The organism is Cohnella massiliensis, assembly GCF_900169535.1.
Lineage (GTDB): Bacteria > Bacillota > Bacilli > Paenibacillales > Paenibacillaceae > Cohnella > Cohnella algarum.
Genome location: NZ_LT821259.1, coordinates 1494574 through 1518235 on the forward strand (window position 1 = coordinate 1494574; position 23662 = coordinate 1518235).

The 23662-nt window shown below is 59.3% G+C and carries 30 protein-coding genes; 20 read left to right on the plus strand and 10 right to left on the minus strand.

Annotated elements, in window-relative coordinates; all coding sequences use genetic code 11:
- Window positions 1–10 precede the first annotated feature (10 nt).
- From B7E11_RS29135 to B7E11_RS20660, 5 genes are all read right to left on the minus strand, one after another.
- Window positions 11–394, minus strand: coding sequence for a spore germination protein GerPE (locus B7E11_RS29135; protein ID WP_139787268.1), 384 nt, complete (start codon window positions 392–394; stop codon window positions 11–13).
- Window positions 391–597, minus strand: a complete 207-nt coding sequence (locus B7E11_RS29140; RefSeq protein WP_275901487.1) for a spore gernimation protein GerPD — start codon at window positions 595–597, stop codon at window positions 391–393. The genes B7E11_RS29135 and B7E11_RS29140 overlap by 4 nt, the downstream gene beginning before the upstream one ends.
- Window positions 594–1229: a spore germination protein GerPC gene (gerPC, locus tag B7E11_RS20650; RefSeq protein WP_080838287.1), complete on the minus strand. Its 636-nt coding sequence runs from the start codon at window positions 1227–1229 to the stop codon at window positions 594–596. Before gerPC ends, B7E11_RS29140 begins: the two co-directional genes overlap by 4 nt.
- 62 nt (window positions 1230–1291) lie before the next feature.
- A complete protein-coding gene (locus tag B7E11_RS20655; RefSeq protein ID WP_139787363.1) occupies window positions 1292–1507 on the minus strand; it encodes a spore germination protein GerPB in 216 nt (71 codons plus the stop codon).
- Complete coding sequence (locus B7E11_RS20660; protein WP_080838292.1) at window positions 1507–1749, minus strand: spore germination protein; 243 nt, start codon at window positions 1747–1749, stop codon at window positions 1507–1509. Before B7E11_RS20660 ends, B7E11_RS20655 begins: the two co-directional genes overlap by 1 nt.
- A 139-nt stretch (window positions 1750–1888) precedes the next feature.
- On the opposite strand from B7E11_RS20660, the gene B7E11_RS20665 reads away from it, so the two are divergent.
- The 6 genes from B7E11_RS20665 to B7E11_RS20695 all read left to right on the plus strand — a co-directional run bounded on the left by B7E11_RS20665 (window position 1889) and on the right by B7E11_RS20695 (window position 8639).
- Window positions 1889–2377: a hypothetical protein gene (locus B7E11_RS20665; protein WP_080838294.1), complete on the plus strand. Its 489-nt coding sequence runs from the start codon at window positions 1889–1891 to the stop codon at window positions 2375–2377.
- A gap of 82 nt (window positions 2378–2459) precedes the next feature.
- Window positions 2460–2660, plus strand: a complete 201-nt coding sequence (locus B7E11_RS20670) for a hypothetical protein (RefSeq protein WP_080838297.1) — start codon at window positions 2460–2462, stop codon at window positions 2658–2660.
- A 282-nt stretch (window positions 2661–2942) separates the two neighbouring features.
- A complete protein-coding gene (locus tag B7E11_RS20675; protein WP_176220840.1) occupies window positions 2943–4877 on the plus strand; it encodes a copper amine oxidase N-terminal domain-containing protein in 1935 nt (644 codons plus the stop codon).
- Window positions 4878–5052: 175 nt separating this feature from the next.
- Window positions 5053–5304 carry a membrane protein insertion efficiency factor YidD gene (yidD, locus tag B7E11_RS20680; protein ID WP_205433093.1) on the plus strand — a complete coding sequence of 84 codons (252 nt, stop codon included), beginning with the start codon at window positions 5053–5055 and terminating at the stop codon, window positions 5302–5304.
- Between the two features lie 393 nt (window positions 5305–5697).
- A complete protein-coding gene (gene metG / locus B7E11_RS20690; protein ID WP_080838305.1) occupies window positions 5698–7719 on the plus strand; it encodes a methionine--tRNA ligase in 2022 nt (673 codons plus the stop codon).
- Window positions 7720–7928: 209 nt separating this feature from the next.
- On the plus strand, window positions 7929–8639 hold the full coding sequence (locus B7E11_RS20695) for a cytochrome c biogenesis CcdA family protein (RefSeq protein WP_080838308.1): 711 nt from the start codon (window positions 7929–7931) through the stop codon (window positions 8637–8639).
- Window positions 8640–8648: 9 nt separating this feature from the next.
- Here the strand turns inward: B7E11_RS20695 and splB are convergent, their stop codons facing one another.
- Window positions 8649–9704: a spore photoproduct lyase gene (gene splB / locus B7E11_RS20700; protein WP_176220950.1), complete on the minus strand. Its 1056-nt coding sequence runs from the start codon at window positions 9702–9704 to the stop codon at window positions 8649–8651.
- Between the two features lie 165 nt (window positions 9705–9869).
- Between splB and mntR the strand changes: the two genes are divergently transcribed.
- A complete protein-coding gene (mntR, locus tag B7E11_RS20705) occupies window positions 9870–10292 on the plus strand; it encodes a transcriptional regulator MntR (protein ID WP_080838315.1) in 423 nt (140 codons plus the stop codon).
- A 132-nt stretch (window positions 10293–10424) separates the two neighbouring features.
- A complete protein-coding gene (locus tag B7E11_RS20710; protein WP_080840919.1) occupies window positions 10425–11438 on the plus strand; it encodes a patatin-like phospholipase family protein in 1014 nt (337 codons plus the stop codon).
- Between the two features lie 62 nt (window positions 11439–11500).
- Here B7E11_RS20710 and B7E11_RS20715 read toward each other — a convergent pair whose 3' ends face one another.
- Both B7E11_RS20715 and B7E11_RS20720 read right to left on the minus strand, forming a co-directional pair.
- Complete coding sequence (locus B7E11_RS20715) at window positions 11501–11827, minus strand: hypothetical protein (RefSeq protein ID WP_080838318.1); 327 nt, start codon at window positions 11825–11827, stop codon at window positions 11501–11503.
- A gap of 50 nt (window positions 11828–11877) precedes the next feature.
- Window positions 11878–12771 carry a DUF1385 domain-containing protein gene (locus B7E11_RS20720; RefSeq protein WP_080840920.1) on the minus strand — a complete coding sequence of 298 codons (894 nt, stop codon included), beginning with the start codon at window positions 12769–12771 and terminating at the stop codon, window positions 11878–11880.
- A 217-nt stretch (window positions 12772–12988) separates the two neighbouring features.
- Between B7E11_RS20720 and B7E11_RS20725 the strand changes: the two genes are divergently transcribed.
- The 5 genes from B7E11_RS20725 to B7E11_RS20745 all read left to right on the plus strand — a co-directional run bounded on the left by B7E11_RS20725 (window position 12989) and on the right by B7E11_RS20745 (window position 17164).
- A complete protein-coding gene (locus B7E11_RS20725) occupies window positions 12989–13567 on the plus strand; it encodes a YqhR family membrane protein (RefSeq protein WP_080838320.1) in 579 nt (192 codons plus the stop codon).
- 81 nt (window positions 13568–13648) lie between these two features.
- Entirely contained in the window at window positions 13649–14092 is a 444-nt protein-coding gene (gene aroQ, locus B7E11_RS20730) for a type II 3-dehydroquinate dehydratase (RefSeq protein WP_080838322.1), read from the plus strand.
- A 19-nt stretch (window positions 14093–14111) separates the two neighbouring features.
- Window positions 14112–15185, plus strand: coding sequence for a M24 family metallopeptidase (locus B7E11_RS20735; RefSeq protein ID WP_080838325.1), 1074 nt, complete (start codon window positions 14112–14114; stop codon window positions 15183–15185).
- Window positions 15186–15218: 33 nt separating this feature from the next.
- On the plus strand, window positions 15219–15776 hold the full coding sequence (gene efp, locus B7E11_RS20740; protein ID WP_080838328.1) for an elongation factor P: 558 nt from the start codon (window positions 15219–15221) through the stop codon (window positions 15774–15776).
- A gap of 134 nt (window positions 15777–15910) precedes the next feature.
- Entirely contained in the window at window positions 15911–17164 is a 1254-nt protein-coding gene (locus B7E11_RS20745) for an aspartate kinase (protein WP_080838331.1), read from the plus strand.
- Window positions 17165–17289: 125 nt separating this feature from the next.
- On the opposite strand, the gene B7E11_RS20750 is transcribed toward B7E11_RS20745, so the two are convergent.
- Window positions 17290–17748, minus strand: a complete 459-nt coding sequence (locus B7E11_RS20750) for a DUF441 domain-containing protein (protein ID WP_080840921.1) — start codon at window positions 17746–17748, stop codon at window positions 17290–17292.
- Window positions 17749–17846: 98 nt separating this feature from the next.
- Window positions 17847–18665 (minus strand): phosphosulfolactate synthase, encoded by an 819-nt coding sequence (gene comA / locus B7E11_RS20755; protein WP_080838334.1) that lies wholly within the window; start codon window positions 18663–18665, stop codon window positions 17847–17849.
- A 236-nt stretch (window positions 18666–18901) separates the two neighbouring features.
- On the opposite strand from comA, the gene B7E11_RS20760 reads away from it, so the two are divergent.
- The 7 genes from B7E11_RS20760 (at window position 18902) to spoIIIAF (ending at window position 23659) form a co-directional block, all read left to right on the plus strand.
- A complete protein-coding gene (locus B7E11_RS20760) occupies window positions 18902–19165 on the plus strand; it encodes a YqhV family protein (protein WP_080838336.1) in 264 nt (87 codons plus the stop codon).
- Window positions 19166–19268: 103 nt separating this feature from the next.
- Window positions 19269–20411, plus strand: coding sequence for a stage III sporulation protein AA (spoIIIAA, locus tag B7E11_RS20765; protein ID WP_080838338.1), 1143 nt, complete (start codon window positions 19269–19271; stop codon window positions 20409–20411).
- Window positions 20404–20925 (plus strand): stage III sporulation protein SpoIIIAB, encoded by a 522-nt coding sequence (spoIIIAB, locus tag B7E11_RS20770; RefSeq protein ID WP_080838341.1) that lies wholly within the window; start codon window positions 20404–20406, stop codon window positions 20923–20925. Before spoIIIAA ends, spoIIIAB begins: the two co-directional genes overlap by 8 nt.
- Window positions 20926–20943: 18 nt before the next feature.
- Complete coding sequence (gene spoIIIAC / locus B7E11_RS20775; RefSeq protein WP_080838344.1) at window positions 20944–21147, plus strand: stage III sporulation protein AC; 204 nt, start codon at window positions 20944–20946, stop codon at window positions 21145–21147.
- A 29-nt stretch (window positions 21148–21176) separates the two neighbouring features.
- Window positions 21177–21566, plus strand: coding sequence for a stage III sporulation protein AD (gene spoIIIAD, locus B7E11_RS20780; RefSeq protein WP_080840922.1), 390 nt, complete (start codon window positions 21177–21179; stop codon window positions 21564–21566).
- 25 nt (window positions 21567–21591) lie between these two features.
- Window positions 21592–22911 (plus strand): stage III sporulation protein AE, encoded by a 1320-nt coding sequence (spoIIIAE, locus tag B7E11_RS20785; protein WP_080838347.1) that lies wholly within the window; start codon window positions 21592–21594, stop codon window positions 22909–22911.
- Window positions 22912–22930: 19 nt separating this feature from the next.
- Window positions 22931–23659 carry a stage III sporulation protein AF gene (spoIIIAF, locus tag B7E11_RS20790; protein WP_080838350.1) on the plus strand — a complete coding sequence of 243 codons (729 nt, stop codon included), beginning with the start codon at window positions 22931–22933 and terminating at the stop codon, window positions 23657–23659.
- Window positions 23660–23662 lie beyond the last annotated feature (3 nt).

Here is a 23662-nt window from a genome sequence, read left to right on the forward strand (position 1 = left end):
GCTTCGAAAATCAGCGGATGACCCGGTCGTTGAAATGCCGGATGTGCAAAACGCGCGCCAACGCGTCATGAGGTCCCCCGCACCCTACGCGAAAGATGGAGGACGTGGAGACGCCAAGCACGGAAACGCGGCCGACGCGAATCGCCCCGTCATCCGATGCGGTCGTAACGGCGACGTCAAGCGGTTCGCCGGGCTTGGGCCGCGGCAGGAAAAAAAGCGGGTAAGAAGCAAACTTCACTTCGTCGCCTTCGAAATTCGGCACGGCCCGCTGAACGGCAATACCCCGGTTGCGCTGATCCGACTGCCGTTTCGTATCTCCGAATTGGACGATTCCCGCCTGCGAGACGGTGTTGACGAAGACGCGCTTGACGACCGAGGTGCGGCACGCGATCATTCGGTTTCCTCTTCGGGGAGCGCGGGCAGCGGCGCGAGAGGGCCGACGATGACGGATTCGGGCGGCGTGTCGAAATAGGAGTACAGCGTCAGCGATTCGGTATCCCCGACTAGCAGCGAGGAGGAACTGGAAATGCCGACGACGCGGATCGATCCGACCGTCACCGGACCGTTTCGCACGTTCATTTCCATGCTTGGCGTCATTCCGTCTCATCCCCCTTGCTTTCGCTTTTTCCATTCATCCCGTTCAAATAGGCGGATATCGCCGCTTCGATATCGCGTTTCGTTTTTTGCATGACCGAATCCTTCCAGCCTTGCTTCTCCGCATCGGTTCCGTTTGCGGGATACCGAACGTTTTTCGCGTAATAATGGACCCTCGGATTCAGTTGCGACTTGATGTCTTTCACGATCAATTTCCGGTGCGCGCCGTCAAGCGGAACTCCCATGCGATCCGATAGTTCGTCGAGCATCGCCGGCGCCTCGCTGTCCATGTAAGTAGCGGCTTCTCTCTGCAGGGCGCGGATTTGTTCGTCCTCCGCGTCGCCTCCGTTTGCGGGCGCCGTCCACATGCCGGGCGCCGATACGTCGAACGATTCCGGGGCTTGCATGCCCTGGGGCGATAACCCGATGTTCAGCGTTCCGTCCAGCCGGGAAACTTTCAATTGATCGAAATGATACTCCACATGGACCGGCGGCGTTTTTTTCAGCTCCTGCATTTCGTTTTGCATGGCTTGAAGCTGATTGCGAAGCTCCTCCAGCCGCTGCTCCAGATTGCGGATATGCTGAACGCACGCTTGCCATTGGGCGGGGGAGGGGCCGTACCAAAAGTTCGTCATGTTCCTTCCTCCTTTGCCCCCCACTGATCTCCTGACCCGACGCTGTCAAAAGCTCGCTGTCGCTAGCTTGGATTCGGAAGCGGGACGAACGAAATCTCCTGCGCCCCCTCGCCCGCTTCGCCCAACGGAGCGGCAGGGCCGGTATATCCGCCCGTATTGTACAGCTGCGAAAGCGATTGAATGCTGCCCGCGCTGCCGATTTGCAAAACCGAGGAGTTCGTGACGGCATCCACGCGCAGCTGCTGAATCGTGATTTGCTGATGAACATTCCACTGGATCATGTTGCGACACCGCTGTTTCCGCCGACCGTATTTTCGCTGGAGTCCTGAATGTCCTCGTCATTCGTATTGGTTGCGCTGATGGCGTTGTTCGTCCGCGACAGGTCGCCGGTGACGAACGATCCGGCCCCCGCGTACGACTTGGAATTGCTGGACGGGCTGTTTTGCAGGTTATCCCCGAACTGCACGATCGCTCCCGAGCCGACGCTCAAAATTTTAACGGCTCCGACGATGGATGGCATGGGCGCAACGACTCCTTTGCAGGGATCATGCTGCATTGTATGAAGGCGAATGCCCATGGGTTCATGGACAAGCAGTCTGGAACGGAGACGTCGAGCCGGGCATAGGATGACTGGAGGCTCCGCGTTTGGAGGGAAGACGATGAGTTCCTTTTTTGATAGCGGCCCGCTCCCGGATTTTAAGGAAATCCAAAAGTGGCTCGGAAAAGATTTGCCCTGGAAGCTGGCCGAACAATGGGACAAAGCCAATGACGGCTCGTGGCTGAACGACTATATCCAATCGGTGTTGCGGAAAGCGCGAACGGGCGCGGACGCGGGAACGGGCACGAACGCGGGAACCGGAATGGAAAAAAAAGAAACGCTGCGGACGGATGTGTCGAAAAACGACAAATTTGTGACGGTTCGAATTTGGCTGCCCGCGAATGCCGCCCTCAAAGACGTTCGTTTGTTCGCCGCCCCGGACCGGGTCAAATTGACCGGACTGCCGAACGGCCGGAAACATGCGGTAAAATTGCCCGCGCTCGTTCTGCCGCGATCCGGAAAGGCCGACTGGAATGAGGGAAAGCTGCAGGTGCGGTTCCGGCGGCGCCCGCCGCAACGCGACGAAGTGGAATTGTTCATCCGCGAATGAACCGTTATAATCGAGCTTAAGGCGTCCGCGACGGGAGCATGGGCCGGGACGGACCGAAGACGTGCCAGGGAGGATCGGAATAGTGGAAATAACGGACGTATCCTATGTTTCGTTCGGGCTTTTCGTAACGGGAGTTTTGTTTATCCTGCTTGTCGGCTCGTTGCTGAGTCTGGGCGTGGTCAGCTTTTTTCAAAAACGCAACCGTCGGGGCGGACTTTACCTTGCGGGCTCGGCGTTGTCGTTTGTCGTCATGGTCCTCGTCGTGGACCGCTGGTTCGCCTGACGGGGATTTCCCGCCCGGGTCCGAATGCCTATGGACGGGCGGCGCTGTCCGGAGCTTTCCGGCTATTGCCAAGCCGGAGGGCTTCTTTCATGTGCGCGCGGGGAAGGGCGGAAGGCTGAAAGACATTCGATAGAAGAAGATTGCCAGAGTCTGCTGGCGGATTTTTCTTTCCGGCCGGCATCGCAACTTTTTGCGGGTTCGTTCGTCTACATCAACAACGTTTCTTTTTTAATGCCTATTCGTTATCGCCATCGAATCGAACCAAAGGAGTTATTGCGGATTATGAAGAAGAAAATGCTTTCCCTGCTTGTTTCGGCATCGCTGGCCCTGTCGGCCGTTCCGCTTGCCGGGGCCGAAGGCGCCGCTGCCGGAGGAAATACGCTAATTCTTTACACGGACACAACGGACGTATCGTTCAACGGAACTACATACACGGCCGCCCAACCGACCGTCATCAAGGCCGGCGTCACGTACGCCGCGTTCAGCATGATGGCGGCGCGCTACGGGTACAAAGTCAGTTACGACAGCGTCACCAAGGAATCCGTCGCGAAGCTGAACGACACGGAAATCCGGTTCAAAGCGGGCTCGACCACTTACAAAATCAACGGCGAAGCGAAAAGCGCCGCCGGCAAGCCCTACGCAAGCAACGGCTCGACGATGATTCCGGTCCGCGCCTGGGCGAACGCGACGGGCTCGACGCTTTCGGCGTCCCAAGGTCAATTGACGCTTGCCTGGAGCACGGCGCCGACCGCCAATTTCAAGGTGACCCCGGACGTCATTTACGCGAACCAGACGACGGTCAACTATACGAGCGAATCCGACAACCCGGAAAATATCGCGGGAGAGCATTGGGAAGGCAATCAGCCGGTCTTCGCCGAGCCGGGCATTTATACCGTAACGAGATCCGTCCAAGACTACGAAGGCAACTGGAGCGAACCGTATTCGGTGACGATTACCGTCCTCCCGGAAAACCAGCCCCCGGTCGCCTCCTTCACGACGGACAAAACCGTCTACAAAATCGGCGAACCGATCAAGTATACCGATTTGTCCACCGACGATGAGAACGCGATCGCGGAAACCGCCTGGGACAACAACAAAGCGGCCTTTTTCACCCCCGGCGAAAAGACGATCTCGCTTTGGGTAACGGACCGGCACGGGCTGATGTCCCAGGATGTGAAGACCATTACGGTCACCGATGAAGTCATGTATACCGAGGAGCAGTTCTACCAACGGTTTACGCCGGCCGGCGACAAGTATCCGATCGACGGGCAATCCGTGCTGAGCTTTGCCGCCGTTCCGTACACGTACAACGTTTCCGACCGTACGCTGATCGCTTCCAACAGCCCGGAGGAGATGGACCGGGAAGGCGTCCTGTACCGCGACACGATGAACGGGGATTTCCGGCTGTTCCTGTACCATATGAACAAATCCGCGGACCGCATGAAAATTTATTTGATCGCGACCAATGAAAACGACTACCCGGTGCTCGTCAACACGGGAGCGTTCGGCAAGGCGGGGCCGGACATTTACGGCTCGTGGACGGGCAAGCAGGCGGCGATCCGGTATTTGGATTCCGCGAAAATCGGGGAGTCCTCGACGACGACGCTCGCTCCGGGCGAAACGAGAGTGATGATCCCGGAGATCGGAAGCTCCGTTCTCAAACCCGGCCAAACCTATTCCGCGTACGCGGATCTCAGCACCTCGGCTTCGGTGAAATTTACGCTGGTCGCCATCAAGGAAAACCGCGAGCCGCTTGAGGCGCTGCCGACGCTTCCCGTCCTCAATCGCGATACGAAGCATATTCGCGGGACGTTTTTCGGCGCGGACCGCGACTTCCAAATTTCGACGGTGCTCGGCACCGAGCCGCAGCGCATTTTGTTCGGAGACAACAATCACGACCCGTCGCTCATCGGCCGCGACATGCTGAACGGCGTCTACGAGAACAACTGGGGCAACTACGGCGTCGTCTATCACACGGTCGTAACGGTCAAAGCGAATACGCTGATCGCGGCCAACGGCCGCGGGGGCGAATATTCGGGGGCGTTCCAGATCAACGGGACGGACGTTATCGTAGCGAACAACAGCATGCTCAAAAATCCGAACGAAGCCGCCGTTCTGTACCGGACGGGGCCTTACGACGAAGTCGTCGAAATCTCGTTCATTACGGCGCTCGGCTCTTATCTGCCGATGAATTTGCTCTTTATTCCGATCAAATAATCGTGCCGCGTTTCGTTTTCAAAGCCGCCCGTCGAGGGGCGGCTTTGTCGTCGTTGCGGGCGGCCGCCCGCTTGCCCGAAATCCGTTTCGCCGGTCGCGGCATTGACTTTGCCGAGTCCGATGGTTCATGATGAATAAAAACGAAACTGCGGATAGAGAGGAGGCGGGAGAAATGATGCGCCGGGCTTTGCAAGCACCTGTCGTCTTTTACCGGAAGTTCATTTCGCCCTTGAAGCCGCCCACTTGCCGGTTTTATCCGACCTGTTCCCAGTACGCGCTGGAAGCGCTGGAAACCCACGGCGCGGTCAAAGGAACGTGGCTAAGCGTCAAGAGAATCTGCAAATGCCATCCGTTTCACCCCGGCGGCATCGATCCCGTCCCTCCGAAGGGCGGATCGCGGTCTTCCGCGACGGGCAACACGCCGTAACCGCTTGACATTCGGGTTCCGAGTTCGGTATATTGGGGCCAATAGCATAACTTGCATATTTCCGTCGAAGGGATAAGTACGACTGAGCGGTCTGCCACAGAGAGCCGGAGCAGCTGGGAACCGGCGCACGACGCCTGCGGAAAATGGTCCTGGAGGAATCGCTTTCGAGCCGCGCGGCCGTATTCGGCCGGGGCGCGGTAAGGGGGCGACGCGGTTCCGGCGTTAACGGACTGCCGATCGGTTCGGCAGGCACGAGCCCCGTATGCTTCTGCAAGGCGTTGGGGGAAATTGGGTGGTACCACGTGAGCGCGCGCTCCCGTCCCATGCGGACGGGGGCTTTTGTGTTTTCCGGGGCCCCGGCGATCGACCGATTTCAAAGGAGATGAACGTTTCATGACGGATGACAGGAAGACGTATTACCTAACGACTCCGATTTATTATCCGAGCGACAAGCTGCACATCGGGCATGCCTACACGACCGTCGCGGGCGACGCCATGGCGCGTTACAAGCGCTTGCGAGGGTACCGGGTGCGGTATTTGACCGGAACCGACGAGCACGGGCAAAAAATCCAGCGGAAAGCCGCGGAAGCCGGGAAAACGCCGCAGGAGTTCGTTGACGGAATCGTGTCCGGCATTCAGGAGCTGTGGCGGAAGCTGGAAATTTCGAACGACGATTTCATTCGGACGACCGAGCCCAGGCACAAGGATGTCGTGCAGCGAATTTTCGACCAGCTGCTTCGCCAGGGCGATATTTACAAAGGCGAGTACGAAGGCTGGTACAGCATTCCGGACGAAACGTATTATACCGAAACGCAATTGGTGGACATCCAGCGCAACGAGCAGGGCGACATCGTCGCCGCGAAAAGTCCGGACAGCGGCCATCCGGTCGAGCTGGTCAAGGAAGAAAGCTATTTTTTCCGGATGAGCAAATACGCCGACAGGCTGCTGAAGTATTACGAGGAAAATCCGGGCTTTATCCAGCCGGAATCGCGGCGAAACGAAATGATCAACAACTTCATCAAGCCGGGGCTCGAGGACCTGGCCGTGTCGCGGACGACGTTCGACTGGGGCGTGCCCGTCAAAGGGGATCCGAAGCACGTCGTCTACGTCTGGATCGACGCCTTGTCCAACTACATCACGGCGCTCGGCTACGGCTCGGAGGACGACGAGCTGTACCGGACGTTCTGGCCGGCCGATGTCCACCTGGTCGGCAAGGAAATCGTCCGCTTCCATACGATTTACTGGCCGATCATGCTGATGGCGCTCGGGCTGCCGCTGCCGAAAAAAGTGTTCGCGCACGGCTGGCTGCTCATGAAGGACGGCAAAATGTCCAAATCCAAAGGCAACGTCGTCGATCCGGTGACGCTGATCGACCGCTACGGCCTCGACGCGCTCCGCTACTACCTGCTGCGCGAGGTGCCGTTCGGCGCTGACGGCACGTTCACGCCCGACAACTTCGTCGAGCGGATCAATTACGATCTGGCGAACGATTTGGGCAACTTGCTGAACCGGACGGTCGCCATGGTCGAAAAATATTTCGAAGGCATCGTGCCGGACTACGCCGGCAAAACAACAGCCTTCGACGGCGAGCTTGAGCAAGCGGCGGCGGAGACGGTGGCGAAGGTGGAAGCGGCGATGGAAGAGATGGAGTTTTCCGTCGCGCTCGCGGCCATCTGGGGATTGGTCGGACGGACGAACAAATATATCGACGAAACGAAGCCCTGGGCGCTGGCGAAGGACGAAGCGGCGAAACCGGAACTGGCGTCGGTCATGGCGCACCTGGCGGAAAGCCTGCGGATCGTATCCATCCTCCTGCAGCCGTTCCTTACGCATACTCCGCGCAAAATATGGGAGCAGCTCGGACTTGCGGAGGGGCAGGCGACGGCTTGGGACAGCCTGAGCGATTTCGGCGGAGGAATCCCGTCCGGCACGCGCGTCGCCAAGGGCGAACCGCTGTTCCCGCGTCTCGAAATGGCCGAAGAGATCGCCTGGATCGCCGGGGCGATGGGAGGCGGCGCCAAGGCCGCCCCGGCCGCCGAAGCGGCCCCGGCACCGGCAGCGGAGCCCGCAGCGCCGCCGGCGGACCGCAAGGACGAAATCGGGATCGACGATTTCGCGAAGGTCGAGCTGCGCGTGGCGCAGGTCGTCGCGTGCGAGCCGGTGCCGAAAGCCGACAAGCTGCTGAAGCTTCAGCTCGATCTCGGCTTCGAAACGCGGCAGGTCGTCTCGGGCATCGCAAAGCATTACAAGCCGGAGGAACTCGTCGGACGCAAGGTGATTTGCGTGACGAACCTGAAGGCGGTCAAGCTGCGCGGGGAATGGTCGCACGGCATGATCCTCGCTGCCTCGGAGGGCGAGAAGCTTACGCTCGCCACCGTGCCGGAAGGCATGCCGAACGGCGCGATCGTCAAATAAAAGCCCGGGACGAATTCCGGCTGAACCGAACAAAGGGACCGATCCTTCCCGCGGACTCTCGTCCGCCGGCGAATCGGTCCCTTGCCGCTTGACATCCTATGCGGCGGCGGCTATACTCCTACACGACCGGCGTTGCTCGTTTTGCCGACAATAGGTAAAATCAGCGTGCAGGGGAACGGCTGCGGACTCTAGGCAAAGGAGAGGTCGGCTTGAACGAATTGAACATCGGGATCGCATTCGCCGGGGGGATCGCCTCGTTTATATCTCCCTGCTGCTTGCCTCTTTATCCCTCGTACTTATCTTATATTACCGGCATATCCGTCACGGAGCTGAAAACCGACACGAGCCGCGAAGTGCGGCTGAAAACGATGTCCCATACGTTCTTTTTCATATTGGGTTTTTCGCTCGTCTTTTTTACGCTCAGCTATACGGCCAACGCGTTCGCGGCGGCATTTCGCGAATACCAGGATTTGATCCGCCAGATTTCGGCGATTTTGATCGTGCTGATGGGGCTGTTCCTGCTCGGCATTTTTCAGCCGCGCCTCCTGATGAAGGAACGCAAGATGAACGTCAGCTGGCGGCCGGCCGGCTATTTGGGCTCGTTCATCTTCGGCGTCGGCTTTTCGGCCGGCTGGTCGCCCTGCGTCGGCCCGATTCTGTCCTCGATTTTGCTGCTCGCCGGAAGTCAGCCGGGCACGTGGCTGCAAATGACCGCCGCATACTCGCTCGGTTTCGGCGTGCCGTTTTTCGTGCTTGCCTTTTTTATCGGTTCGACGAAGTGGATTGTTCGCTATTCGGGACGGCTGATGAAGATCGGCGGGGCTTTGATGCTCGTCATGGGCGTGTTGCTGTTTACCGACCGAATGACTTACATTACGATCTGGCTCAACAGCATTACGCCGGAATGGATGCTGTTCTAGCCGCCGCCGTCAGGTAAAATATTCGATTTTCGCGGCGGGAAACGCAGCGAAAATCCGCTCGGTTAAATATTCTCTCAACGCTTCGGCCTTCTCGTCGGGATACACGTATTTGTGCCGGCCGTAGCGGCCCCATTTTTTCTTCCGAATCGCCTCGTCCATTTCCAGCTTCGTTTTCGGATATCGCTTTTCGATCGTCGATTTCGCCGTCTTCGTAAACCTGTGCTGAATAAGCTCGAACGTGAGATCGTCGTTCGCTTCGGGGGGCAGCTCGGCCGCGAGCCTCTCGAGCAATTCCGCGTATCCGTTTTCCCAGCCGTCATACCAAATAATCGGAGCGATGATGAAGCCTAGCGGGTAGCCGGTTCTTGCGATGCGGCCGGCCGCCCGGATGCGCTCCTCGAAGCGGGACGTCGCCGGTTCGAAGTTCCGGATGACGTAATCCGAATTGACGCTGAAACGGATTCGCGTGCGTCCGTTGTGGGTCAAACCGAGAAGCGGATCGACATGGTGGTATTTCGTCACGAACCGGAGCCGTCCCAGCGGCTGCTTCGCCATGAATTCGATCGTTTCCGCGAGCGATCCGGTTATATGTTCGAGCCCGACCGGATCGGACGTGCACGCAGCCTCGAAGCGGGTGATTTCGGGAGCCCGCTCTTCGATATAGCTTCGGGCCGCTCCCAATATTTCCTCCGTGTTGACGTAAACCCTCACGTAAGGCTTTGCGCCGAGCGTCGTCTGCAAGTAACAATAATGGCAGTGCCCCATACAGCCGGTGGAAAGAGGCAGCGCATATTCCGCCGATGGCAACGACGTATCGAACTTCAGCGTTTTGCGGACGCCTACGACCAGCGTTCGTTTCGCGATTTTGTACTGCTCCAGCTCCGTTTCGCCGGGCAGGCCGGTAATCCGGTTGTGCGACGAGGTCGTCCGGTGCGGCAGGCCGCGTTCTTTGACCCATTCCCAAATCCGCTTGCCTTTCGGATAGTCGAGCGCGGCAGGCTCGAAATAAACGAGCTCCGGCACGAAAATCGCGGTTTCCTTCGGCGTTCGGCGGGACGTGTTTATATCGGTGCTCAACGTTTAATCTCCTCCTTCCGTAGAACAAAGTGTGCTTCTAAAATGCGGCTTCCATACGCCGGGGACGGGGATTCGGCGCTTGTCGAGCTTGCCCCTTCCCCCCGCTCCGGTGTATGATACTTAAGAGCAAAACGTCGGAAAGGGGACTACGCGGTGCCGACCCCAAGCATGGAAGATTATTTGGAACGCATTTACCGTCTGATCGACGAGAAGGGGTATGCGCGCGTTTCGGACATAGCCGAAGGATTGGAAGTGCATCCATCCTCGGTGACGAAGATGATCCAGAAGCTGGACAAGGACAATTACCTGATTTACGAAAAGTATCGCGGACTCGTTCTGACGAACAAGGGCAAAAAGATCGGCAAGCGGCTAGTGGATCGTCATCATCTTCTCGAATCGTTCCTTCAGACGATCGGCGTGCAGGAAGAAAATATTTACCGCGATGTCGAAGGAATCGAGCACCATTTGAGCTGGGACTCCATAACATGCATCGAAACGCTGGTCGAATATTTTCGCCGGGACGAAAATCGCGTCGCCGAACTGCGGCGCATTCAGGCGGAATTGGATACCGAATAACAAGGCAAAGAGCGCGCCCCTCGGAGCCGCTTTTTGTTTTTTAAAGACCTGCCCACGGTTTCGCAGTCCCATCTCGCCGCCCGCCGCATAAGCTGGATTTCGGGAGACTGGCGACGGGGGGGGGGGAGACGGATAAAAGCAAACGGTGTATTTGAAGGAGGGGGCGTCAAGGGGATCTCGCTTGTCGGCGCGGTGCGTGCCGCCGAGCTGAACGGGGTGGAACTGGATCGCGTGGCGGGAACGTCTTCCGGAAGCATCGTCGCTTCGCTTGTCGCAACCGGTTACACCGCCGCGGAGATGAAGCTCATCATCGAATCCGCGCCGTTCGCCTCTTTTTTGCGAAGATCGAAAGCGTTCGCCCTGCCTCTGGTCGGGCCGGCTTTAAGGCTGCTGTTCAAAAAGGGGCTGTATTCCGGCGACGCGCTCGAGCGATGGATTCGCAACCTGCTGCGGCAAAAGGGGGTCGTCACGTTCGGCGATCTGGAAAAGGGGAAGCTGAAAATCGTCGCCTCCGACATCACGAACGGCCGGCTGATGGTGCTGCCGGACGATCTTTCCGAATACGGGCTCGATCCGGAGCGGTTCGAAGTGGCGCGGGCGGTGCGGATGAGCGCGAGCATTCCGTTTTTTTTCGAGCCGGTGCTGCTTCCGCTAAGACCCGAGGGGACGGGAGAGAGAAGGCGGCGGCGAATAGCGAAGGCGGTTCGGACGGTATGCGTCGTGGACGGGGGGTTGCTGAGCAATTTTCCGCTGTGGCTGTTCGATCGGGAAGCCGAGGAAAACGGGCGGCCGGTCATCGGCTTTCAGATGGTCGGGCGGAGCGAGGCCAAGCCCAGAACGATCGGCGGTCCGTTGTCGATGCTTCAGGCGATGTTCGAAACGATGCTGAGCGCGCACGACGAGCGCTATATCGAGCGGTACAATGCGATCCGGACGATCAAAATTCCGACGCTCGGCATCGGGACGACCGATTTTCATCTGTCGGCCGAGGAGAGCGAGCGGCTGTATCTGTCCGGCCTCGCCGCGGGAGAACGGTTTTTCGAGCAGTGGGACCGCAAAACCGGAATGCTGCGGCCGGCCGGAAGCCGCGGCTCGCCGCAGGAAGAGCGGGCCGGGGGCGTTCTAATCCGTTTTTCCGCCAGATGAACAAATGCAAAAGCCGATCCGTTCGTCAGCGCTGCCGCTGCACGATAGATCGGCTTTTGGTTTCAATGATAGGGCGGTCGAGGTTCGTCGTCGCGGTTTTTGCTGCCTTCGATCACTTTGAACGGAAACGATTTGCGTTTCGTTTTGCCCGTCGGGCGGCTCGCATGCCTCCGCTGGCTTCTCATCGCCGCCTCGCGGTAACGCGCTTTTTCCGACCTTTTGGATGACCAGCGGGAAGGCGGAAACTTGTAGAGCAGGAAGACGATGGCGACGATGATTAGCGGAGTGAGCAGCTGGCGCGAATTCAGCCCGTTGAGCAGCCAGCTCGTCAGCCCGATGAGCATGAGGGCCAACAGGAAAAAATGAATGGGACCGAAACGTTTGCGCATGCGATCACTCCTTGTGATATGGTGTCGCGGATCGGCTCATGCGCGCACCTTTATACAGGATTATATTGGCGTTCCAGCTCTCTCATACGGTTAAAGGAAGCGATGGACACCGCGACCTGGTCGTCGGAAGGTTCCTTCGTCGTCAGCAGTTGAAGCCACAGGCCCGGATATCCGAGAAACCGCAGCACCGGAATGTCGCGAACCGCGTTGGTCAGTCTGAGCACTTCGTAGGAAACGCCGAGCACGACCGGGAGCAAGGCGATGCGGATCCAGATGCGGTCCCAGATCGTCTCCCAAGTGAAGATCGGGAAGGAATAAATGACGACGCCGACGATGACCGTAAAAATAATAAAGCTGCTGCCGCAGCGATAATGCAGCCGGCTCATTTTTTGGACGTTTTCGACGGTGAGCTCGAGCTCGGCCTCGTACGCCGTGATGACTTTGTGCTCGGCTCCGTGATACTGGAACAGACGCTTGATCATGGGCGTCTTGGAGATGATCCAGAGATAGAACAGGAGCAGCGCAATTTTGATCACGCCTTCGAGAATATTATGCGCAATCTTGTTGTCGAAAGCCCACTCGAATAACAGGCTTTCCAAAAACGCGGGAACCGATGTGAAAATCAGCTTTCCGAAAACGAACGAAAGGACGCCGACGACGGCGACTCCCAGCACCATCGTAAGGCTCCATTTTTCCTTTTCCTTGGAGGATTTGGCCGCATCCTCCGGCGTCGTTTCGTCTTCCGCATACGCTTCGGCGGAAAAGTTCAAATGCTGGGACCCCTTCGCCGACGATTCGATCAGGCCGACCACGCCGCGGACGAACGGGATTTTTTTTAACCACTTTACGATATTCGGCGTAGCACCTCGGGGTACTTCGTAAAAATCGATCTCCTGGTTTTTGCGGCGAACGGCGGTGACGTTCACGTGTTTGCCCTGAAACATGACGCCTTCGATCACGGCCTGTCCTCCGTAAGCGGTAACCGGTTGCTGTGCCAACGCTCTTCACCTTCTTTGTTTTCGATGCGCTTTATCAAGCTATGCTTTATTTTACAGGATAACCCGAATCAATGCCACAGGAAACGGGCGCGTTCGCTTTTCCGGTTATGCCGGCGTCCGCCGGTCCATACTAACGGAAAAAAAGCTCGAAGGGGGCGCGAAAATGGCGGACGATCGCGATCCGACTAGAAAGGAACGCACCGACGGAGGCAATAGCGAGGCGCGCAAGAGCGCCGAAAAGCCCCGTTCGCTTCACCCGGCGGTCTACTCGACGCTCATCGGACTGTACGCGGGATTCATCTGGGGGTTGATACGCTGGCTTGTCGTCGCCCTGAAATTCACCGACGTTCCGCAAGCTTTTTTGGCCGATCCGTGGGTTCGCAGAGCCGCGCTGGGCCACTGGTACTGGCAATGGGGCGGGCTGCTGCTGTTTATGCTGATGTCGGCGTTGGCCGGTTTCGTCTATTGGCTCTTGCTGAGAGCGTTGCGGGGGCCGTGGCCGGGTATCGTTTACGGGGCGGCATGGTGGGCCGCGCTGTTTTTCGCGGTCGGCCCGATGAGCGGGGCCACGCTCCCGGCGCGCGAGATCGGCTGGAAGAGCCTGATTTCCGAATTGTGCATTTATGTGGCATGGGGCTTGTTCATCGGCTACAGCATCGCGTTCGAATATCACGACGAAGCGGGCCGGGAGCCGGACGAAAAAGGAAACCCCCAATCCGGGCGCGAGCCGTCCTTTTCGTAATTCCGCTGGTCGCCGCTCCTCCGGTTATGATAAAATAAGCGAGTGAATCGGAGCGGACTACATAATCGGAGGAGAACGGACATGTCCAGCATTCTGGTGCTAAACGGGCCGAATCTCAATATGCTCGGCGTCCGCGAACCCGGCATTTACGGTTCGGGAACGCTGCAAGAGATCGAGGCGAAGCTGCGCGAGCTCGGCGCCAAGCTGGGCGTCGGGCTGGCGTTTTTTCAGTCGAATCACGAAGGGGCGCTGCTCGACGAAATCCATGCCGCATTCGGCAAGCACGACGGAATCATCATCAATCCGGGAGCTTATACGCACACGAGCTATGCGTTGCGCGACGGCCTCGCCGCCGTCGGGCTGCCGGTCGTGGAAGTGCACATTTCGAATATTCACAAGCGGGAAGCGTTCCGTCACGTTTCGCTGACGGCCCCGGTCGCGCTCGGGCAAATCGCCGGCTTCGGCGCGTACGGCTACGAATTGGGCCTGCTCGCCTTGTGCGAACATTTGGGAATCGCTCATTAAATCGAATGGGGGAAACGAGATGCCGAATACGCGGGTAGCCAGGCTTCGCGCCTTGCTCAAGGACAAAGGGGAAGAGGCGATCCTGGTCACGAACGCCGTCAACCGGCGCTACTTGACGGGGTTCACGGGAACTTCGGGCGTCGTGCTCGTAACAAGCGACAAAGCCGCGCTGCTGACCGATTTCCGCTATCGCGACCAGGCGCCGATGCAGGCCGTCGGCTTCGAAATCGTGGAGCACGCCCCGGACGTCTACGAGACGGTCGCGGAGTTGCTCGGCCAGTGGGGCGTCGCGCGCCTGCTCTTCGAAGACAAACACGTATCCTTCGCCGCCTATGCGGCGATGAAAGACAAGCTGAAGCCGGCCGAAATCGCGGCGGCGGGGGCGATTCTGGAGCAGCTCCGCATCGTCAAGGACGAGCAGGAGGTCGCCGTCATCCAGGAAGCGGCCGACTTGGCGGACCGGGCGTTTGCCCATATTTTGAATTTCATCAAGCCCGGCGCGACCGAGGCGGCCGTCGCGCTGGAGCTGGAATTTTTTATGAGGAAGCACGGCGCGACCTCGACATCCTTCGATACGATCGTCGCATCGGGCCCGCGGTCGGCGCTGCCTCATGGCGTCGCGAGCGACCGCGTCATCGGGAAGGGCGAATTCGTCACCCTCGATTTCGGAGCCTATTACAAAGGCTATTGCTCCGACCTGACCCGCACCGTCGTCGTCGGTCAGCCTTCCGACAAGCAGAAGGAAATTTACGATATCGTGCTCGAAGCCCAGCTTTACGCGCTCGAGCATCTCCGTCCCGGCCTCACCGGCAAGGAAGGAGACGCCTTGACGAGAGATATCATCACGAGGTATGGTTATGGTGACCATTTCGGACATGGCACCGGACACGGGCTCGGCATGGAGATTCACGAATCTCCCCGGCTGTCCCGAACGGACGATACGGTTTTAACCCCCGGCATGATTGTCACCGTCGAACCCGGCATTTACGTGCCCGGCTTCGGAGGCGTTCGGATCGAAGACGATGTCGTCGTTACCGATACCGGGATTAAAATACTTACACATTCCCCGAAGGAGCTTATCGTTCTGGATTAGGGGAGCACGTTTCCACAGGAGGGAATTTTTACAGTGATTTCGGTTAACGACTTCAAAACCGGTCTGACGATCGAAGTGGATGGCGATTTGTGCACGGTTATCGACTTCCAGCACGTCAAGCCCGGCAAAGGCGCGGCCTTCGTCCGCTCCAAGCTGAAAAATCTGCGCAACGGCAACGTCATCGAAAAAACGTTCCGCGCAGGCGAAAACGTAGCGCGCGCCCACGTGGAAAACCGCGCCGTGCAATACCTGTACAACTCGGGCAACGAGTATACGTTCATGGACAACGAAACGTACGACCAATTTACCCTCGACAAGAAGCAGCTCGAGTGGGAAATCAATTTCCTGAAAGAAAACATGACCGTCAACATCGCCAGCTACCAAGGCGAAATCATCGGCATCAACTTGCCCAACAACGTCGATCTGAAGGTCGTCGAAACCGAGCCGGGCATCAAGGGCAACACGGCGACCGGCGCGACGAAGAACGCCAAGCTCGAAACCGGGCTCAACGTTCAAGTGCCGCTTTTCATCAACGAAGGCGACGTGCTGCTGATCGACACCCGCGAAGGCAAATACATTTCCCGCGCCTGACGGCCGGGCCGATCCTTGCTTCCCGCGCCGCGCGCGCCGCGAAGCAAGGATTTTTTTTCATTTATGGGCATTTGAACTTATGCTATAATATACTGCTGTATGCAACTGATGTCTTTTTGAGGAGTGAAGGCGAGTTGTCGTTATTCGTAATGAAATTCGGCGGCAGTTCCGTGGGCACGACGGAACGGATGCAGCGAGTGGCGCAGCGGATCGTGGATAAAAAGCTGCAGGACCACCGCGTCGTCGTCGTCGTTTCCGCCATGGGAGACACGACGGACGACTTGATCGACAAATCGAAGGAATTAAACGATTCGCCGCCCGCGCGGGAAATGGATATGCTGCTGACGACCGGCGAGCAGATCTCCGTTGCGCTGCTGGCGATGACCATTCATAAACTCGGGCACGCGGCCAAATCCTTCACGGGCTGGCAGGCGGGCTTCGTTACCGAGGCCGTTCACGGAAAGGCGCGAATTTTGGACATTAAGCCTACCCGGGTTCACGCGGCGCTCGATCAGGGGGAAATCGTCATCGTGGCGGGCTTCCAGGGGATGACCGAAGACGGCGAGATCACGACGCTGGGGCGCGGCGGCTCCGATACGACGGCCGTCGCTTTGGCCGCGGCGCTCGAAGCGGACGTTTGCGAAATCTATACCGACGTCGACGGCATTTATTCCACCGACCCGCGCATCGTCAAAAACGCGCGCAAGCTGGATGTAATTTCCTATGACGAAATGCTCGAACTGGCGCACTTGGGGGCTGCCGTGCTTCATCCCCGCGCCGTGGAATACGCAAAGCACAACAAAGTGAACCTGGTCGTAAGATCCAGCTTCACGCAGAACGAAGGCACGTTGGTGAGGGAGGAAGCGGCAATGGAGCAAGGAGTCGTCGTAAGCGGCATCGCATTCGACAAAAACGTGGCGAGAATCAGCATTTTGGGAGTGGAAGACGTTCCCGGCGTGCTTGCCAACGTATTCGGCGCGCTGGCGTCCGAAGGCATCGACGTGGACATCATCGTGCAAAGCGGCGTGCAGGACGGCAAGGCCGATTTCGCCTTTTCGGTCTCGACCGGCGATCGGGCCAAAGCGATTCAAGTGATCGAAAACATCCGCGAAAACGTCCCGTACCGCGAAGCGACGTTCGAAGAGGGGCTCGTAAAAGTGTCCATCGTCGGAGCGGGCATGGTGTCCAATCCCGGAGTCGCGGCCAAAATGTTCGAAGTGATCGCCGGCCTCGGCGTCAGCATTAAGATGGTCAGCACGTCGGAAATCAAATGCTCGTGCGTCATTTCCGCGGATTCGCTGCAGGAGGTCGTGCGCGCGCTTCACACCGCCTACGGTCTCGATGCGGCGACGACCGCCTTCGTCGGCGGCCCGCAGGAACGCCGTTAATGGGCGACGGCATGAGCAAGCCCCTCCGAGGCCAACGTCTCGAGGGGCTTTTTTCGATCCGGATTCAGGCGAAAACGACGGCAGCTCGGATATCGCGGAACGTTAAGTACAGCGTGCCGTGGCCGCTATTTTTCCGCGAAAAATTGGAACAGCTTCAGGAACAAAGCGGTGAGGCCGGCCGCCATGAGCGGACCGACGGGGATGCCGCGCAAGAAGATGATGCCGAAAATGGAGCCGATGACAAGCCCCACGATCAATTGGGGATCGATTTTGAGCAAATCGAGCCCTTTGGCGTTCAAGTAGGTCGCGAGCGCCCCGCCGATCAGCGCCACCCAGCCTGTCCAGGTCGTGAACGGACTGATGACGTCCTTTACCTGCACGCGGCCGGACGCGAACGGCACGAGCACGGCCATCGTCAGGAAAAGCAGCCCGAGCTCGAGGCCCCGCCGCTCGATCGAAGGCAAAAACCGCTGCAAATGGACGAGCTTGATGATCAGCAAAAAGCACGCCGCCGTCGCAATGATCGGAGAACGGCCTATCAATCCGATAATGATTAGAGCAACCAGTACGATATCTCCGTTCAACGTTCGCCACGCTCCCGGCTTCATTTCAATTTGGTTCCGTTATAATAGGAATATGGAACAAGCCCCGGCACTAGAACGGCAGCCGGGGCTTTGGCGGTTTAAATGACGTAATCCGAAATGACGCGGTGCAAGCCGAACGTATCCGAACGAAGCCCCCGCCTCATCGTTTCGAGCGCAAACGCCTCCTGAGGCTGAACGTTGCCCAGGTTGACATCCGGCCCCGCGATGCGGAGCAGCGCGGCCTGCTGATCCTTTTGCGGCGCTTCCCACATCAGCTTCGTACGGTCCGGTATTCGTTTCAAAACGAGCTCCATTTCGTCCTCGCGGCAGGCCCCGTCGTCGTCGAACAGGCCGACGCCTTGGCCGGATTCGCGCGCCTCGACCGTGACCAATTCCGCCCCGCAATTCAAATCCCGTTCGAAGGTTCTGCACAGATCGTCGATATCGAGACGGGCTCCGTGCGTTTTTTTGCCGTACTCCGTAAACACCCGAAGCCCGAGCAAGCCGGCTTCCCGAATCAATTCGTCCCGTTCCGAACGCTTCAAATGAACGGTTCCGTCCGATATTTCGACGCCGTCAAAGCCCAGTTCCAGCACCGAGCGGAAAAAATTCGGCACGACGCGCAGCCGAAACGCGGCTTCCAGCAGCGTCCCCCCGGGAAACGCGGCGATGCCGGCGTTTTTCGCCTGCGCGAGCTTTTCCCTGAGCAGGGGAGACGGGTACAAAGACGAGGTGCCGAAGCCGAATTTGAGAAGGTCGAAGTAGCCGGACGAAGTCGTCAGCAGGTCTTGAAAGGCATGGGGGCCCAGCCCTTTGTCGATGACCATCGTCAGACCCGAGGTCCGGGGTTTGACTTCGCGGCTGTCGCTCGGGTCCGTGAGGCGCGGATGCCACGGCGAGCCGATCGTCGATTTCATAAGCAGCTCTCCTTGTTGGAAAGGTTGAGGTTGCCGCCGTTCGTTTCCCCTTGCGGGGGCGCGGCGGCGCATGGCGCGACTTCCTTGCAAGAGCAATATATGCGGCCCGGCGTAGGCGGGTGTCCCTCGACTTTCGCTTCGGCCGCCGAATTTGCCCGAAGGTTGTCCTGTTTGGCGCAGGCGGCGCATATAGTACAAAAAAGGACAATCTCTTGCCGGAAGGAGACGATCGGTTCATGGATAAAACGGTGTTCGGAATGGCGATTTTGCGCCTTCTTTCCGGAAGTATCGAACTCACGGCCGCGCTCGTCATGCTGAAGCTGAACGACGTGCAGAAGGCGCTCGTCGTCAATTCGATGCTGGCCCTGGTCGGGCCGCTCGTTCTGGTCGCGACGACGACGATCGGGCTGGTGGGCATTTCGGATAAGCTGTCCCCGGGCCGTTTCATCTGGGTGACCGCGGGCGTCGCCTGCCTGCTCGTCGGCGTTCTCAAAAAGTAGCGGCGGACGCGGCGAAATGCGGACAAGATGACATAATCGCCTCGTACAAGCATACATATGAATCAGAAATGGACAACGTCTCGAAAAAAGGGGGGATTCCCTGATGGCGCCCAACTGGTTGGACCTGATGCCTTCCGTTTTGCGAAGCCTTTTGGCCGGCCTGCCGCAAGCGATCGCCGGGACATTGGAGGAAATCCGGATTCGGGAAAATCGTCCGCTGGAAATCGGTTATGGAGGGCGCTACGGCTTCGTCCGGTCCGACGGTTCGGTAACCGGCGATTTCAAATCCGCCTATAAGCCGGATCGGGACCAATGCAGGGCATTGCTCGAAACGATAACGAATCATTCGCTTTATGCCGTGGAGGAGGAGCTTCGCCGCGGATACGTGACCGTTTCGGGAGGGCACCGGATCGGCCTCGTCGGAAGAACCGTCACGGAAGGCGGCGCGGTCCGCCAGGTCAAAGACATCGCGGGCTTTAACGTGCGCATAGCTCGTCCTCGCGTCGGCTGCGCGGCGGCCGTCCTGCCCGGCTTGCTCGATCAAGCCGCCCGGACGGTCAAGCATACGCTGATCGTGTCCCCGCCGCAGCACGGCAAAACGACGCTTCTTCGCGATATGGCCCGAGCGGTCAGCTCCGGGGAATGGGGGCATCCGCAAGCGGCGGGCTGGGGGGGACGGAAAGTCGGGATCGTGGACGAGCGGTCGGAAATCGCCGCCAGCGAAAGAGGAATCCCGACGTTCGATCTGGGCCCCCGCACCGACGTGCTCGATGCCTGCCCGAAGGCCGAAGGCATCATGATGATGATTCGCTCGATGTCTCCCGAAGTGATCGTCGTCGACGAAATCGGGCGCGGCGAGGATGCGTACGCGCTGCGCGAAGCGCTTCACGCGGGCGTAAGGGTGATCGCCACGGCCCACGCGGCCGGCCTCGACGACGTGCTCATGCGCCCGGTGCTGTCGGAGCTCGCCCGGGACCGCGTGTTCGGCGCTTATGTGCTGTTGTCCCGCCAGGGCGACAACGTGCGGCACCTCGTCTATTCCGACCGCGACGCGGACGAGAAATGGCGCGGCGGCGGAACGCGTTCTCGCGCTTCGCCGCGCGACGCGCCGCCCGAAACGGAGGAAACGCGGTCCGGTTCGGCGGCGGGATCGCCGGGCGGCGGGGGCGGAGTCCCGCGGCCGTTTCCGAGCATCCGCTCTCCGTCCCGTGCGGAAGATGCCGGACGGGAGGCGGAACATGCTTAAGCTTGTCGGAGCGGCGCTCGTGCTGTTTGCCGGAACGTTGCTCGGTTTTCTTCAGGCGGCCAAGTTCGCCGAACGTCCGCGCCAGATCCGCCAGCTGCTGCATGCGATGCAAAGGCTGGAGACGGAAATCGGCTACGGGCAGACGCCGCTGCCGGACGCGCTCGACCGCATTTCCTCGCTTCTTCACCCGCCGCCCCTGGCGGCTTTGTTCGCCGGCGCTTCGGAGCGCTTGCGGGACGGGACCGGGGCGACGGTGCAGCAATGCTGGGAAAGCTCGATTCACGAGGGCTGGCCGAAAACGGCGATGCGGGCGGGAGAGAAGGAAGCGATGCTCCGGCTCGGAGCGTCGCTCGGCGGCAGCGGGCGGGAAGATCAGCTCAAGCATATGCGTTTGGCGGTGCTGCAGCTGCAGACGGAAGAGGCTTCGGCACGGGAAGACCAGCAGCGCTACGAGAAGCTTAGCCGCAATCTGGGAGTGCTTGGGGCGGCCCTGGTCGTTATCCTGATGCTGTAAGCAGGGAGGCCGTTAGTCATGAACATCGATGTCAGCACCATTTTTCAGATTGCCGGGATCGGCATTATCGTAGCCATGATCCATACCGTGCTTAAACAGATGGGCAAGGAAGATATGGCGCATTGGGTGACGGTGATCGGATTTGTCGTCGTGCTGTTTATGGTTGTCAGAATGCTGAACGACTTGTTCCAGGAGATCAAGACGATATTCCTGTTTCAGTAGCGCGAAGCGGGAACGAGCGGGTGAGGACGCTGGATATCCTTCAAATTGTAGGCATCGGACTGCTGGCGACCATCCTCATTCTGGTCATACGGGAACAGAAGCCGATGTTCGCCTTTTTGCTGGCGGCGTTCGTCGGCGTCGCCATCTTCCTGACGATGATCGGAAAAATCGAAGGCGTCGTGTCGGTGCTCGAGGATTTGGCGGATCGGTCCGGCATTTCGTCGGTGTACCTGAAGACGATGCTCAAAATTATCGGCATCGCCTATATCGCGGAATTCGGCGCGCAAATCGTGCGCGACGCCGGACTCGAAAGCGTGGCGTCCAAAATCGAATTCGCCGGCAAAATATTGATCCTGGTCATGGCGGTGCCGATCATCGGCGTTTTGATCGAGACGGTCTTGAACCTGTTGCCGGCTTGAGGAGGAACGGGAACGGGGGGGAACGATGCGAAACCGGGCGCTTCTAGCAAAAAACTCGGCCTGGGCGCAGCTGGCGCTGCTGCTCTCGGCATTGGCGCTGTCGTTTTTGCCGCATGCCGCGCAGGCGTTCGCATCTTCCGAACCGCCTCCTTCCGCCGGGGAGCGGGCCGGAACGGACAGGCTCGCCTACTCCGCGGCGCCGGCGGCCGAAGGGCGGCAAGAGGTTTCCGGTCAACCGGATGCGGGCGAGTTGGCGGGGGAGCTCGCCGTTCAGCAGTCCGGGGACGTCGACATGAGCCAGATCGAGCAATTTTGGAACAAGCTGGGGCGCGAATACGGCGGCTACTTTCCGGAAGGACAAATACCGGAACTCAGCCAAATGATGTTTCCGGAAGGGAAGCCCTGGAGCGTTTCCCAAGCGCTCGGAGGACTCGCGCGGTACTTCCTTCACGAGCTGCTGTACAGCGGCAAGCTCGTCGTGACGATCGTGCTGCTCGCCGTGTTCGCGATGATCCTGGAAACGATGCAAAACGCGTTCGAGCGGAACGCGGTCAGCCGGGTCGCCTATTCGATCGCGTACATCGTGCTCCTCATCATCGCCGTCAACAGCTTCCGCAGCGCCACGGCCTACGCGGAGGAAGCGATCAGCGGCATGGTGCAGTTCATGCTGGCGATGGTCCCGCTGCTGCTGACGCTGCTTGCCGGTTCGGGAGGGGTCACGACCGTCGCGGTCATGCATCCGCTGATCGTGTTCATGATTCACTCGATCGGCACGCTCATTCACCTGGTCGTCTTTCCGCTGCTGTTCTTTTCCGCCGTCCTGCATTTGGCCAGCGCCGTGTCGGACCGGTACAAGGTGACGCAGCTCGCCAATTTGCTTCGCAGCGTCAGCGTCAGCATGCTGGGCATCCTGCTCACGTTGTTTCTCGGCGTTCTTTCGGTTCAGGGGGCGACCGGGGCGGTGGCGGACGGGATCGTGCTCAAGACGACCAAGTTCGTCACGGGAAATTTCGTGCCCGTCGTCGGCAGAATGTTTTCCGACGCGGCGGATACCGTTTTGTCGGCCAGCCTGCTCGTCAAAAACGCGGTCGGACTTACGGGAGTCATCATTTTGCTCTTTCTGTGCGCGTTCCCGGCGATCAAGATTTTGACGCTGGCGCTGATTTACAACTTGTCGGCAGCCGTTTTGCAGCCGCTCGGGGACTCGCCGATCGCGGGCTGCCTGCAAACGATCGGGAAAACGCTCATTTACGTCTTTGCCGCGCTGGCTTCGGTCGGGCTGATGTTCTTCCTTGCCGTGACGATTATTTTGACGGCGGGCAACGCTTCGGTGATGCTGCGCTGACGACGCGGGAGGTGAACGCATGATCGACGCGCTGGCCAAGTGGCTTCAGCAAATCATCGCCGTCGTGCTGCTCGCTTCGCTCGCCGACCTTCTGTTGCCGAACCGGGTGATGCAGCGCTATGTCCGGCTCGTCGCGGGATTGTTCATTCTGCTGACGATGGTGACGCCGCTCCTGCAATGGATACGCGGCGATTTCGGGGAACGGCTGGCGATGGGGATCGAATCGGCAAGCCGCTCGCCGGAGTCGTCGGCGGACGAGCTGGCCCGCATCCGGGAAGACGGCGAGCGGCTGCAGGCGGTGTGGGCGGAGCGGGCGGCAACGCTCGCGACGGATCGGCTTGCCGGGGAGATCGAGCGCGAAGTGGAACGGGAACAAGGGGTGGACGTCCGCCGGGTGGAGGTGGACGTCGAAACGACGCCGGAAGGGCAGCGGGTTGCGGGGATAACGCTCGTTCTCGCCGCCCCCGCCGAGCCTGCCGGCCCGGCATCGTCGCCGGGCAGAGGCATTGCGGAAGTGGAGCCGGTAGCGCCCGTCGACGTCCGGATCGGGACGGACGAGTTGCCCGTCTTCGCCGAAAACGGAGCGGGCGTCGAACCGGAACAAGCTTCCCCGGAACGGCTTGAGGGCGAATCGGAGGCCGACAGCCGGACGAGGCAAAAGATTGCCGCGCAGCTCGCCGCGCGGTGGGGGGTTTCGGCCGACCGCATCGCGGTCGTGACGGAGGCCGGCGGCGGAAATTCGGGATAAGGG